We start from the raw sequence: 14,623 nt of genomic DNA, 5'->3' as shown, positions 1-14,623 counted from the left end.
AACTATTGAAAAATGACAGATTTGACATTCCAATATTCAATAAAAAAGCCCCCTTGAGGGGGCTTTTCTCAAGTCGAAGATTATTTTGCGTAAACTGGGAATTTAGCGCATACAGTCTCAACTTTAGCTTTCACAGAATTGATGACAGCTTCGTCGCCTTTAGAATCTAAAATATCCGCGATCCAACCTGCAAGTTCACGTACTTCTGCTTCACCGAAACCACGAGTTGTTACAGCTGGAGTACCGATACGGATACCAGACGTCACAAACGGAGAACGTGGATCGTTTGGTACAGAGTTTTTGTTCACAGTAATGTGAGCAGCACCTAACCAAGCATCAGCGTCTTTACCAGTAATGTCTTGTTTGATGAGAGACAACAAGAACAAGTGGTTTTTCGTACCGCCTGAAACAACGTCATAACCGCGTTCGATTAACACTTCAGCCATTGCTTGCGCGTTTTTCACAACTTGTTGTTGGTATGCCTTGTATTCAGGAGCCATTGCTTCTTTGAAGCAGATCGCTTTAGCCGCTACAGCGTGAACTAAAGGACCACCTTGGTTACCTGGGAATACAGCAGATTGAAGTTTTTTCTCAATTTCTTCGTTTGCTTTTGCAAGGATTAAACCAGAACGTGGACCACGAAGTGTTTTGTGAGTCGTCGTTGTAGTTACGTCAGCAATTTGAACTGGGCTTGGATAAACACCAGCAGCAACAAGACCAGCAACGTGAGCCATATCTACAAATAGATAAGCGCCTACTTTGTCCGCGATTTCACGGAAACGCTGCCAATCAACGATTTGGCTATAAGCAGAGAAACCTGCAACAATCATACGTGGCTTGTGTTCTACAGCTAAACGTTCTACTTCTTCGTAATCGATTTCACCTGTTTCTGGATTTAAACCGTATTGGATCGCATTATATGTTTTACCAGAGAAGCTAACTTTAGCACCGTGAGTCAAATGACCACCGTGAGCTAAGCTCATACCTAAAACAGTATCGCCTGGGTTAAGAAGCGCTAGATAAACTGCAGAGTTTGCTTGAGAACCAGCATGAGGCTGAACGTTCGCGTAATCAGCACCAAAGAGTTCTTTAGCACGGTCAATTGCCAATTGTTCAATCACGTCTACATATTCACAACCGCCATAGTAGCGTTTGCCTGGGTAGCCTTCTGCATATTTGTTAGTGAGTTTTGAACCTTGAGCTTCCATTACTGCTGGAGAGCAATAGTTTTCTGAAGCGATTAACTCAATATGAGCTTCCTGACGAGCATCTTCACTCGTAATAGCTTGAGCTAATTCTGGATCAAAGTCAGCAATAGAGATATTGGCAAACATTAGCGAGGTCCTATTAATGTAGGGCTTTTAAGCCGTGCTAAGATTGGCGCGTATTGTAACATGAACTTGTTAAATTTCGAGAATGAAGTTTAAACAGTTTGCAATTAAATTTGATTAATTCCTGTGTGTTCACTCTATTACTATTAAAAACAAATATCTGAATTAAGACTATTCTTTTTAAATTCAGCCATTTTTGAAAATTGCCTTTAACAACCTACAGCCTAAACTTGCAACGTTAATATGATCGAGCATGAAGATTACTTAAAATGGGCACCTCATCTAAATAATTCCCATGATTCGTTCAATTCAGCATAATTTATACAATTCACTGACTTTATTACTGTGAGCTCAGATTTGAAAATGTTAAATTAATTACATCTTTATCATTTACTTGGACATTTGCATGCAAGCCATTATCTTGGATACTGAAACCCATACATTGAACGGTTTGCCCATAGAAATTGCATATGCTCCTATTCAGATTGAACAAGGCAAATTAAGTCTTGATCGCGAAAAAATCTTTGACCAACTATATAGTATTGGTGACGAAAAAATTTCCTATGCTGCAATGGCGGTACATCATATTCTTGAAAGTGATTTAGTAGATCAGCCCAACTTCGGTACCTTCGAATTACCTCAAGAAACGACGTATATTATTGGTCATAATATTGATTATGATATTCGAGCTGTTCAGCAATGCGGCGTAGACACAAGTCATATTAAAGCCATCTGTACACTCGCTCTTTCTCGACTAGTTTGGCCTCATGCAGAAGCACACAACATTTCTGCTTTAATTTATATGATTAGTAAAGGCAGTAGCAAAGCTAGAGAGATGTTAAAAGGTGCCCATCGTGCTGATGCTGATATTATTTTGACTGCAAATATCTTAATGCACATTATTCATCATTTGGGTATTCAAAACATTGAAGAACTCTATGAAGTATCTGAAGATGCACGTATTCCTCGTACAATTAACTTCGGTAAACATCGTGGGACAGCCATTGTAGATCTTCCAAGTGATTATGTTTCATGGTTACTAAGACAAGAAGACTTGGATCCCTATTTGAAAAAAGCCTTAGAAAAAACTTTAATTGATACGCTTTAAGCAATATTTCATGACTCTCACTTTGAACCTAAACCTCAAAGTGAGAAATTAACTATTTTTTTAATACTTTTAAACGATTAAACTAAAATTTACACCAATAATTAAAATAATATAATCACATGATAATTAAATATTTTTTATTATTTTTATTCATTCAACACTGCCCACCTCATCCGCTATTAGACTAAGGCGAAGTAGAACATCTTTGTCATAAATATATTAATACGATCATACAACAACGGTATAAATAGGTGCCTTATGTCTAAACTCAGCCAAATTCTAGAATTTGATCCTTTAGATAATCCTATGTATCTTAAAAAAGTCGGAAATTGGGTTCTCACCTTCTTGCATGCCCATGACCAGGTGGAGAAAATCCAGCTCGCCATTACCAATGTTATTCCGCGTCAAGCAGATGGCTCATTGCAGCCTCGACGTATTATCATTGAGCAAGCTGATCAAGATCATCAATGGCAAATCAATCACATAGAATGTTTTGATAGCCTTGAAAATAAAGAAGTCCTGCTCAATGCTTCAGAACAAACGGGTGGATCGATCATTCAAGACCTGCTCAGTGAATTTCGAAAATATGATGTTGAAGTCATGTTTAAAGCATAATTCCGATATGAAAAAGCCCGCTTTACGCGGGCTTTATGTTGGAAGGCTAGTGTTAGATTTATTGTTCAACTGAACTGAACTAACTGTCATTGATCCGTCCAACTCGTCAGTAGCGTTGAATATTTACAACCTACTGTGATTTTTAATTTAATACTTTCAATATGTGATGTGAAGTCACTTTAACACTTTTCAACAACTGTATAAAAAAAATACAATTGAATTTTTTTATTTATAGATAAGAATTTATAGATAAGAATAAGTTTCGCGAATATGAACAAAGTTTTAATTCAAAAAAGTCGACCGAAATGGGTCGACTTTTAATTCTAATTTTAAGCTCAGAATTAAGCCAAATGACGTGAACGATTATTTGAATGATTTACACCAAAACGTCCAGCAAAAATCGTCACAATCAATCCAATCAATAAACCAATGAATGACCATAAAGCAGCTTTTGCAGCAGCTTTAGTCGCATTAGCTGCTTTTTCACGTGCTTGATCTTTTAGTTCAGCATATTTTAATTTAGCAGATTGAATATTCGCCTCTAAATCATTAAAGAATTTATCCTGCTGTATAAGGAAATTATTGACAGCTTGATTCGCTTCTTGCGGAGTTAGAGATGAATTTTTCGCTAAAGCAGCACTGACTTCATTCTTATTAATAGAAGCAGTTACAGATTGTGCACGAGTTTTTAATTGTTCTGATAACTTTTGAATAATAGCATCACTGTTATCTGGATGAATCACCAACTCTTTTGCAGCAACCTTAATTTGCTCTTTTGCCCATTCACCCTGCGCTTTTAAGAATTCGGGTTGCAATTCCTCGATTCCTGTTTTGCGTAATGCCTCAGACATCTTTTCATCACTATTTTCAAGCTTTGGTAAAGGAACCAATTCCTCAAAAGCTTGAACTCCGATCTGAGTTAAATTAACGCCACCTCGACCAATTTCTGATGCTACACTACCCGCAGCACTACTGACTGAACTAATCGCACTACCAGTAATTTTTGCCGCGCCGCTAATGGTCATTGCACCAAACCAGATACCTAACAGCAATGAAAGTGACCAGACAATAAAGCCATGGATTGCACCATCAGCTTGAGCCAAGTGACCTGCAACAAATCCACCAATAGCTAACGATACTAACAATGAAATAATTGTCCATACGCTTACTGCTATCCCTGAGCCATTTGTAATATCAGTGGTAGATTGTGGATCTAGGAGCGCAAATCCTAATGCAACGCCAAGTAATGAGAGTAAAATTGAAATAGCTAATACAACAATAACGCCAGCGAAAATACTCGCCCACGAAATTCGATTTTGGATCAGAACTTTTTCTTCGTACATTGTTGTGCCTCTTATTTGAATTATTCATAATTTATGTGATTTATACGGCAATGCCGCAATTCAAATTTAAAATAGGCCATGTGAATTTTATGTGACAAATTTTGCATTTTTATGTTTATTTTGAGACTAAATATATTGTTATTTGTCAGTATTGGAGCATCTCACGATTCAATCGACTCAGATTAACAATTCAGATTACGCACTAAATTTTGATAAAAATTTACTAAAAATATTTTATTTGACGGACTATGTTTTGTTTGAAAGACATAAAAGAAATGGTGCGCTCAGCGCGCACCAAACTCAGGAACTATCATATTGTTTTATATTAATAAAAATTAAATACCGTTGAGCTTTACCGTAAAAAATACCGTAAAAAAATCTCTTAACTTATTCTAGAGAAGTTAGATTCCCTAAGATGACATGAATTTAGATCAAGGCATAAGCCACGGACTTTTGTTCAAATTTTGCTTGAGAATTTGAAATTGTATACTGAGTTTAACACGTAAATTCTCAATATAAAGTGCAACAATATAACATCACATTTTATATTTATTTTTTTCATGTATCATTTAATGGTGCAACTTCAGGGTTAAGGTTATGTTTGAAAATATTGATGCTTTAAAAATGAGATTAGATCAGCATCGTCCTCTTTCCTCTGCAATTGTAAAAAATCTACAAGAAGACCTTATTGTTCGTTGGACATATCACTCAAATGCAATAGAAGGCAATACACTTACATTGCTAGAGACCAAAGTCGTTTTGGAAGGCATAACTGTTGGTGGAAAAGCTTTACGAGAACATTTCGAGGCAATCAACCATAGAAATGCTATCTACTATGTTGAAGACATTATTCGCAAAGAAGAGCCTTTTTCTGAATGGCAGATTCGTAATATCCATCAACTTATTCTAAAAAATATTGATGATGACAATGCTGGACGTTATCGCCAACAAAACGTATTAATTTCAGGTGCTACGACTACCCCACCCGACTATACATTATTGAATGATAAGATGGCTCAACTTGTTGATTGGTACAACTCCGAAGCACATAAGTTACACCCCATTGAACGTGCAGCTAAAGTACATGCTGATTTTGTTGGAATTCATCCATTCATTGATGGAAATGGGCGTACATCACGTCTTTTGATGAACCTTGAATTGCTTAAAGCAGGATATCCTCCTTGTGTTATTACGGTCGAAGATCGCTTAGCCTACTATGAAGCTTTGGATCAGTGGATGGCCTATGGCAAAACTGAGGCTTTCATTCAGTTGGTTGCTGAAGCTGTGCTAGAGGCGTTTAAACCATATCAGGTTGTTCTAAGGATATAGATCAACTTGTAAAGTATCTTGATGTCTAACGCTACAGCCTTAGCATCTATAATCATTTGTAAAGTTAACCCTATAGCTGGTTAATAATCAGCACGATCTGTACTTACCTAAAGTACATCATAGTACGCATCTTGATTTTAATAGATCAAAAATTCAAGAAGCCATTCGACAAAATTAGACTATACTCACTTCTTATAAATGTTAACGCTATTCAACTATTTAAATCAGGAAATAGATATATCAATAAAAATCATAGTTTATTATCAGATTTTAATTAAAGTAATATCCACAATTTTTTACTATCTTTAAAAGAAAAAATGATTACTAAATATTTAACGACTTTATGTAACATTATCACTAAAAACAAGTCTGATTTATTTTAATCAATTTACTCATTAAATCTTCTCACCCTCATTTTCATCGTTGGGTGTCATTTTATCCACATAAACTGTGTACAAGTATTTGCAATAAAAATTGTGATGTGATTTGTCTAAATTTTTAATAGGAGCTGTTGACATTTCATAATGGTAGCGAAATAAAGATACAAACCAAGGCAACAGAATTTTCATAGCTTTACTTTAGCTTTTCATAGCGTGTACCAATTCCTCTATAGTGCTATAATCTAACAAAGGCATTTTCAACTAAATGCCTGATTTTATATAAATACCAATCCATATGGTCATTATTTGAAAAAGTATTGAATTTTTTTGGGGGGATATTGGCTTCCGTCCCCCCGTCTTTTCTATCTGTTCTCTCAAGGATTCAGAGTAATAACCCTTTTATCCGCACATAGAATTTCTGTTCCTCAGATCTAGGCTGTCAACTAATTTCGGTGCTACTTTTACATCATTGGCCGAGCCATCCTCTATCAAAAACTGAACTGGGTTACCATGAGAATCAACTGCTAAATGAATTTTAGAACTGTTTCCACTGATCTTTTTGAAATAGTCTGATCCTTGATTCCAGTAGCATGTTGATGAGCCCTCACATGGCTATCATCAATAAACACCCACTCTAGGTCATCATAAGATGAAACTAACTAAAGTATTTTTAATAATTTATTGTATTTCGACCATCGAGAAAATTTCTTGAATATAGAATTTGGCTTGCCGAAGGCAGCGGGTAAATCCCGCCTTGGGCAGCCTGTACGGATTCAATAAAGAATATCTTTAATACAATTTAGAAGATCTTTTTTGAGATTAATACGAAAATTACGGAAAATAGTTTCTAACTTAGACCAGTATTGGTCAGTCAACATTGTACGAGTCATAGTGAGAAGTAGTTATGGATTGCCGATTAAATTCTATTTTCTCACTATTATCAGCACAGTAAATGACAAAAAATACTATTATTTTGCCTCAAATGAACTAAAGATTGGATCAGAGATTTGCTTAGATTCGCTCAGTTCATTACACCAATAGTCCATAAAAGTTAGCTTAACGAAATAACTATCGAAGATAATTACTTTAATCGCTAAACGAAATAAATTGAACTCCTGTTGGTCTGTTTGATCTAAATAGACCTCTGAATACTCTTCAAAATGTACAATTTTACTTTCTACTATCTGCCATTCTGATACTGCTTGCGGATTGCTTTCAATCAATTTTTGAATAGTAGATTCAGCATACTCCTGACGATCTTCTTTTTCTCGGTTTGGTCTATCCCATGCGCCAATAAAAAACTCTTTCTCAATAGGTGAATCATAACTATCTGGTTTGTAAAAAAACTCTATTTCTTGCACATCGCCATGACTATAGATGTCCTCAGCACTATAACCAAGTGCAACAGGATCAAAAGGTCGTAATAGCCACGCTTGTGATAATTGAATAGACCATTGCTCAGTTTCTAGTTTTTTTAATTCACTCAAATATGTGTATATATTTTTTGGGGGAATTTCTGCCTGCGTATAAGTATCAGAGATCAAATTGAAATGAGGTACACGAAATACATCTGTATAGTTTGTTTGTAAAGGAATATGAACAACTGTGTGTTCTGATAAACCTTTTAAAAATCTGTAATCAATATTAATTACATAACTTTTTTCAGCAGACCAAAATGCATCATAACCCAAATAACGCTTCACTATTTCACGCTGACCGTCTATTTGGTCATTTTTTTCAAAGACATCTTTTAAGTTTTCAGACAGTTGGATATAGACTGCATGATCAGACAATTTTTCGACTAAATATGCTGGAGTAGATAACAGGCATTCTAAACCAAATAGATCAACATATGGCTTACCAAATACAACTCCCCAATACATATCTGGTAGCCAGTGCTTAAGCTGATGTGTATAGGGTGTAATATTACTCCATCCCTCAATAACTCTAGGATCTGGATCTTTATGCCGATTCACATCAATAACGGCTAAATCCCCGTTAAATTGGAGAGTGGTAATCTTAAGATAATTTATTAATTTTTTTTGATCTATTTGTTCAAGCTCAGGACTAATATACTCAGTGCTATGTGTAATTCCATGTCGTGATGGAGAAAACTGTATCTGACAACGCGGTTTTTTTAAACGCTGACATGACAGTTGGTCTGCAGCTCCACCGCGATCATTAGGAATCAAATTTTCTATTGTCTCTGGTGCAAAAGGGATTTTTAAGGGTGACCAAAAACCACATTTTTCTGGCAACATTTCTGGAAAGTAATCACAATAATGCTTTACACGTCTAAAAAAGTCTTTGGGTTCAGTCAACATATTGGGTGTATATATTTGAGCGTGAATTTGACGTTTGAATTTCATTACATAATCTCTCAATATGGATGAACTGTCTGAGTTTTTGAATTAAATCTCTGTATTCGACCGCCATTAGCCATAATATTATCCCTTACTGTTTTAGTTACAACAGTATCCATATTAACAACAAGTTCAATAGGTTTTTTAGTTGCCACATACCCACGTAATTGTTGGGTATCCGAAAGATACTTTACATTTTTAAACTCAACTAATGTATTACCATTGCCAAATGCATCTGGAATAATATTTATCTGTCCATCTCTTTCTGTTTTGACAGTAATCATTTGTCGATCAGTATTACGCTTTACTCCTAACTTGCTTGCAGCGCTTGTTTCAAATTCCTTTCCACTCAACCTATTACGTGTAATAACATCAACTTTATTTTGGTAAACTGTTTGGACATAGGAACGGTCTTTTTTTAATTGATCCAGCTCATTCTTTGCAAGGTTAAGTGAATCTCCTTTACCCGGTTTTAAGTCAGTTCCAACAAGTAAATCTAATGCCGCTAAAGCACGATCAAATGGAGAAGTGCTTCTACCGAATACTGTCAATAAATCATCGGCAATGCCTATTAGTTCATCTGCACTTTGTTCTTTTAAAGATTTTACAAGATCACTTTTTGTATACTGTAGACCTTTCTTTCTTGCAGCATTGAACTCGTCCAATGTCTTAACTAACACTTTACCCGTAGTAGTCGCTAATTTAACTAAAGAATTATTTTGAATCGCAGTATCAGCACTATTTGCAGCTGTATTTACATCATATCCTGCATATGCAGCTACAGTACCAGAAACTAGTTTACCTATATTTCGAATCTTTAGTTTTTCATTGTCCGTATATTCAATGCCATTAGCAGGATCAGGCATTAACCCTGCAACTATTTCACCTACACCCGCCCCGATTGCCCCAGCCTCACAACTTGCTTTTGTTGCAGCTGCTGCCGCACAACCTACTGCAGCATGAGCAATTTTATGAATTGTGTATTCAAAAGCACTAGGATCAACTTTATCTAGACTTGTACCAATTTGACTTGCTAGCTCTCCCTGTAATGCCCCTGCTAAACCAGCTAATAAAGCAGCCTGTAAATTATCTTCGAGATTTCCACCTTTGATAGCAGTTTGTACTAAAGTGGAGCCAACAGAAGTAGCAAAGTTATTCATTAAGCGATCGGGAAAATAAGCACTATCAGGCTTAAGATTTAAAGCTGTACTTACTTGGCTCAACAAACCTGCTGTTACAATACTTGTGGCTAGACCTCTTACCGACTCTTTACTGCCCAACTCATTTAAAGTCTTAGCAATATCTCCACCATTATTAATCAGGCTAACACTCGCTTGTGTTGCTAAAGTTGTAATTGCTGCCTGACTCATCGCTACAGCAGATCCCCCCAAAGTAGATGCTGTCCCCCCTAATGCCCCTACTGCTGAAGCTCCAGCGCCTGCAGTCGCTGCTACCACAATAATTGCAATGATTGCGGCGCCAGCTCCTGTCAAACCTTGCTGCTTATAATTCCAATTCTCCTGAGCAAGTTTTACTGCTTCCCAATTCACATCTTTACGAGCAATAAGACCTTTCAGATATTCATTACCAGGTTGATTGGATAGCTTGATCACTTCAGCACGAACATCATTATTCTGACCAGTAATCACTGGAACTTGTACAGTCAGTCCACCTTTCGCAATAAACGTTGGTGCAACTGGCCCATTAAAACTTGGAAGTTTTGCAGTTTCCGTAATCGAACCCTTATCTTGCATAGACTGCCAAACAACACTGTTACTTTCTTTTTTCAAAGTTTCTGCGACGGTTTTGGAAGCTCCTTCCAGAGTAATATTTCCACCCGCTTCAATATTTGCCCCCTCCAAATAGTTAAATACTGTTCCTTTGAGACGAGTATCAAATCCAGATTTAGTTCCTATATAGTTGGCATTTAATTCTGAAGGTAATTCTGATTTTACATTTCTCGTCTTTGTGGTATGTGAGTTATTCAGTTTGACACCAAGAAATGAGCTTTTCTTAGTAATATCTGTTGTACTAAGTGTTACATCATCAGCAGTTAAGAAGTTTAGATCCCCTCCAGCCTGAATATTAATTTTTCCATCAATAGCATTTAGTTGACTAGAATACATATCAATACTCGTGCGATTCTGACCTGTCATCGAAGCTGTATTCTTTTCTTGACTTTTAATATTAATATTTTTTGCATCAATATCGACAGACAAGCCTCCACTTTTCTCATCGGTCTGCGTTGTTGTAATCGTTTTCTTTTTTCCGTACCATTTTCTTTTTGTTTCAGTTTTCTGAGATTTATTAAAACTATTATTAATCGCCACATCGAAAATTATATTTTTATAAGCTTCAATATTTACATCATTTTCTGAGGTAATCGATACTCCTTGTAAAACTAAATTATCTGTAGCCTGCTTACCCGTAGCTTTTATAGAAACCCCTTTAGTTCCATTAATAATTGTAGGGCTTACTGGGCTATACCAACGATAATTATTATCAGAGGGTTTCCCTTGTTCATACGAGTCTTGATTAGCATCAATAACTATACTGCCTTTAATAACACCTTTTTTTACACTGTTTTCAATAGGGTTATTATATTTTCCTTGAATATTATACCCATCACCATCCAAGGTTCCCGCAGCTTCAAGGCTGACCTTTCCATCTTTCGCATCAATAGATGAACCGCTAATACTTAAACCTTTATTTGATACAACCTGAATATTGCCTTTTTCACTAATAAATTCTGAACCAGTATGTACCTCTCCATTAACATAACCAACATTAAATAACTCTAACATTTCAGAATAAAAGTCTTTTTCTTCTCGTATTCGAATAGCTTTTGAAACATAATTCGGATATTGTTTTGTTCCTATAATTGAAATTTTTTCTACTTCCTTCCAAACAGCCTCACCTCCGGCTACTAGTTCACCAGATTCAACTCTTTTACCTAATGTAGTTAATTCCTGCATTAAAAACGCCATAAAATCTTTATAATCATCTGATTCAAAAAGTAATTTTTCCTGGTTAATTAAATTATTTATTCTTGCTTTGTATTCATCAGTATGTTGATTAGTAATAGTATTCCGAACTCCATCAACAATTAAATCTCCACCAGTTGATACAATTGATAAATCTTTCGAAGCAGTTAATTTTGATCCCTGTAATTCAACCTTGTCCCCTTGCAAGTTAATTCCACCACCTGCAGTATTGAGCTTGACCACTTGTTCAGAACCCTTACCTTGTGTGCCACCATAACCCACTAATTTTAATAAGCCGTTCTTTGCAATTAATTCAATATCGCCTACTGCCGATAGCTTAATAATCTTCGGATCAATGGTTAAACCATTTGCCCCTCTAGTCTGAATACTTAAGTCACCATTCAGGCTATTCAAATTGGTATCTTTTTTTAATAAGTCACTTCCTGTGGCATTGAATACTAGGCCCGGCTTAACAGATAAATTTGTGGTTTCTAATAAAATAGCACCACCTGTCATTTCGGCATTCTGCATTATTTGGTTGCCCGTGGCAGTAAGTGACAAGACTCCTTTTGCTGTTAAGTTGGTTTTAGCTGATGGGTGCCACACAGTAGCTGTCGGCGTATAATCTGCATTCAGATATAGGGTTCGTTTTGAATTGACTGCTAAATGTTGATCTGAGTTTGCTGTGATATTTTTAAGAGCCAAAATATCCTTGGCGTAAATTTCAGTATTTCCCTTCGACTGCAGCTTACTGTCTGCAACATTAAGCATACCTGCCTCACTGTTTAGATGTAGCTGGTTTACAGTTGAGGTCAAATCAGTATTCTTAATATCAATATTACCCTTTTTAGTTCCTATTGATACAGATTGGCCTTTGAGCTGATTGCTAAGAATAGTGTCATATCCATTATCTCCACCACCAACTACCACATCAATATTAGAATCCAGATTTACACCATTTTGTCCAAGGATCTTTAAATCACCTTTGGCTGTCGTTAAATCTGCTGAATTAACGCTGACTGTACCTTTTTCTGCACTGGCAAGTACAATCCCTTGAGCTGCGTCAATCACGGTCTTATCTGTAATCTGTTCATCACGATCGGCATGGGACATGGGCACCGTGGTTTGAACCGAATTCAAGTTGACATTTTCATGGGCGATGATCGATGTATGGCCCGTAGTTGAGTTAACTTTCAGACTTTGTGCCTGAATACTGCCCTGTAATGAGGCTAAATTGACATCTTTGACAGCATTTAAAGATGTACCTTGTGCTAGAGACATAGCATTATGAGTAGTTAAGTCAATGCCCTGATCTGACTTTACTGTCGTGTTCAAATTTAAAGTATCAGACTGGGTGACAATACCATTGGCTGCATGGAGCGCCGTACCCGCAAGCTCTATACCCTGCTTTGCTTCAAGTTGTAGTTTTCCTGAAATCTTAGCTAAGGGTTTCGCTTTATTATCCCAAGTCAGATTTTTGCCACTGTAGACATTGATATCTTTTAAACGTGTAGCATTATTGACCAGGTTAAAGCTTAAGTTTTTAAGACTGACATCACCTGTACCATAGATATTTAAGTCTTTACCGGCATAAAGTGTTCCACCATCTACTTGAAGCAGATGTGCCTCTTCAGCTGACTGGATATTGATTGAACCACTCGTGGCTTGTAACGTATTTCCTATTAGTTTCAAGTCTTTATTGGCAGTTAAGTTTAAATCTTTCGCAGCAATCAGTCTTGCTGTGCTGTTACTCAACAGACTCTCATTGGCATTAATATTGGCAGAGCCTCGGTTACTACGTAGCTCTGAATTTGCTGCCAGACTGATCCCTTTAGCATCGATATATAAGTCGCCATTTGTACTGAGGTTGTTGATTTTGGTACCAGTGGCTAAGTTTAGATTACCTTGAGCTCCAATAATCAGTGCTGCTGAGTTGAGGGTTGTGGCATCATAATTTAGCGTAATATCTTTTGCATTCAGATTTAAATTATTGCCTGAATCAATATTAATTAAACCATAACTATTTACTGATCCACTTATAGCAATATCTGCAGCAGCTCCTGTTCCGGTGCTAGCAACGCTGACTAAACCATTCTTTTTATCTGTAGTTGAAATTGTTCCACTATGAACAATTTTACCAGTATTGGTCACCACTATATTATTTACAGCTTGGAGTGTACCTGCATTCGTGACACCTAAGCCCTTTTCATTCCCCATCAGGAAGATGTTATTGGCATACATCCCGCCCAAACTTTTAATATCCACCGCCAATGCAGGTGCTGCGACTGTTGAGGTTTTACTGTCAATGCTCTCAAGGTTGGCTGAGATTGTATTTGCACCTGTGATGACATTAATATCTTGATTTGCATGCATTTTTGCATTCAAGTCTAACGCACGTGCATAAATATCTACATAATCGGCATTATTGTTGTTCCCACCTAAACCTAAAGTTGAGCCTGTGTTGGCTGTAACCGTCACCTTACCTTGGTCTACAACAAATTGCTTTAGGCTTCCATCCGCATTTAGCTGTGCCTTGCCTGTGGTAAAAATGGCCTTATTGGCATTAATGAAACCGCCACCTTTAATATTAATACCGGCTGGGTTAGCTATAATGACATCTGCACGTTGACCAGCAATCTCAAGATTTCCTTCAAAACGTGTTGCTGCAGTTGAATTGATTTCATTTAAAATAAGCCGTGCTTCACCTTTAGCTAAAAATGGGTTTGCCCCTACATTCCCAACAGTGATGGAACCAGCACCTGTACGGCTGTTATTCAGGACTACACCATTACTTAGCACATCCATTTGTTTATAGATATTATGGGAGACACCATTTACTGGGGTTTGAATGTTGACTACCGGTACATTTTGACCTTGGCTATTCTTTCCCACGCCCACGACTGGTCTGTTCGCTACATTAGCCGCCGGATCTGCTTGAATCTGTGAATATACAGGTGCTACAGACATCCATAAACTCATGCTGGCCACCAAACTTTTCACTACCCAATGCTGCTGTAAAATTTGACTATCGTGAGTCCCTGGAGAGATTGCTATTTTTGCACTCTCTCCAGCAGCTTTGGTTTTACTTTTACTATTTTCCCCTACAACGATGAACATATTGCGGGCTTTGCTGAAAATGATGCGATAAAGATTTTTATTCATTGAAAGTA

The 14,623-nt window shown here is 36.8% G+C and carries 7 protein-coding genes and 1 pseudogene; 3 read left to right on the top strand and 5 right to left on the bottom strand.

Features of this window, described 5'->3' with window-relative positions:
- Window positions 1-80: 80 nt before the first annotated feature.
- Window positions 81-1,334: a serine hydroxymethyltransferase gene (glyA, locus tag AC1M84_RS00945; protein WP_180027534.1), complete on the bottom strand. Its 1,254-nt coding sequence runs from the start codon at window positions 1,332-1,334 to the stop codon at window positions 81-83.
- A gap of 403 nt (window positions 1,335-1,737) precedes the next feature.
- On the opposite strand from glyA, the gene AC1M84_RS00940 reads away from it, so the two are divergent.
- Together AC1M84_RS00940 and AC1M84_RS00935 are read left to right on the top strand one after the other, a co-directional pair.
- Window positions 1,738-2,439, top strand: coding sequence for a putative quorum-sensing-regulated virulence factor (locus AC1M84_RS00940; RefSeq protein ID WP_035265703.1), 702 nt, complete (start codon window positions 1,738-1,740; stop codon window positions 2,437-2,439).
- A gap of 258 nt (window positions 2,440-2,697) precedes the next feature.
- The gene (locus tag AC1M84_RS00935) at window positions 2,698-3,054 is read left to right on the top strand and encodes a hypothetical protein (RefSeq protein WP_035265701.1); all 357 of its coding nucleotides are present in this window, start codon (window positions 2,698-2,700) and stop codon (window positions 3,052-3,054) included.
- 341 nt (window positions 3,055-3,395) lie between these two features.
- On the opposite strand, the gene AC1M84_RS00930 is transcribed toward AC1M84_RS00935, so the two are convergent.
- A complete protein-coding gene (locus AC1M84_RS00930; RefSeq protein WP_035265699.1) occupies window positions 3,396-4,397 on the bottom strand; it encodes a hypothetical protein in 1,002 nt (333 codons plus the stop codon).
- Between the two features lie 597 nt (window positions 4,398-4,994).
- Between AC1M84_RS00930 and AC1M84_RS00925 the strand changes: the two genes are divergently transcribed.
- A complete protein-coding gene (locus tag AC1M84_RS00925; protein ID WP_481592885.1) occupies window positions 4,995-5,726 on the top strand; it encodes a Fic family protein in 732 nt (243 codons plus the stop codon).
- A gap of 573 nt (window positions 5,727-6,299) precedes the next feature.
- On the opposite strand, the pseudogene AC1M84_RS00920 reads toward AC1M84_RS00925, so the two are convergent.
- The 3 genes and pseudogenes from AC1M84_RS00920 to AC1M84_RS00910 form a co-directional block, all read right to left on the bottom strand.
- A pseudogene (locus AC1M84_RS00920) lies at window positions 6,300-6,996 on the bottom strand (IS5 family transposase).
- A gap of 78 nt (window positions 6,997-7,074) precedes the next feature.
- On the bottom strand, window positions 7,075-8,475 hold the full coding sequence (locus AC1M84_RS00915) for a hypothetical protein (protein ID WP_481593112.1): 1,401 nt from the start codon (window positions 8,473-8,475) through the stop codon (window positions 7,075-7,077).
- Window positions 8,476-8,486: 11 nt separating this feature from the next.
- Window positions 8,487-14,615: a DUF637 domain-containing protein gene (locus tag AC1M84_RS00910; RefSeq protein WP_481594223.1), complete on the bottom strand. Its 6,129-nt coding sequence runs from the start codon at window positions 14,613-14,615 to the stop codon at window positions 8,487-8,489.
- Window positions 14,616-14,623 lie beyond the last annotated feature (8 nt).

It is taken from the genome of Acinetobacter sp. 24-47-66, assembly GCF_056779755.1.
This window is presented reverse-complemented; position numbering and strand designations above follow the sequence as displayed.

Bases quoted from the DNA above. Each gene is read 5' to 3' on its own strand.
- glyA (WP_180027534.1), bottom strand. From the start codon at position 1,334: ATGTTTGCCAATATCTCTATTGCTGACTTTGATCCAGAATTAGCTCAA.
- AC1M84_RS00940 (WP_035265703.1), top strand. From the start codon at position 1,738: ATGCAAGCCATTATCTTGGATACTGAAACCCATACATTGAACGGTTTG.
- AC1M84_RS00935 (WP_035265701.1), top strand. From the start codon at position 2,698: ATGTCTAAACTCAGCCAAATTCTAGAATTTGATCCTTTAGATAATCCT.
- AC1M84_RS00930 (WP_035265699.1), bottom strand. From the start codon at position 4,397: ATGTACGAAGAAAAAGTTCTGATCCAAAATCGAATTTCGTGGGCGAGT.
- AC1M84_RS00925 (WP_481592885.1), top strand. From the start codon at position 4,995: ATGTTTGAAAATATTGATGCTTTAAAAATGAGATTAGATCAGCATCGT.
- AC1M84_RS00915 (WP_481593112.1), bottom strand. From the start codon at position 8,475: ATGAAATTCAAACGTCAAATTCACGCTCAAATATATACACCCAATATG.
- AC1M84_RS00910 (WP_481594223.1), bottom strand. From the start codon at position 14,615: ATGAATAAAAATCTTTATCGCATCATTTTCAGCAAAGCCCGCAATATG.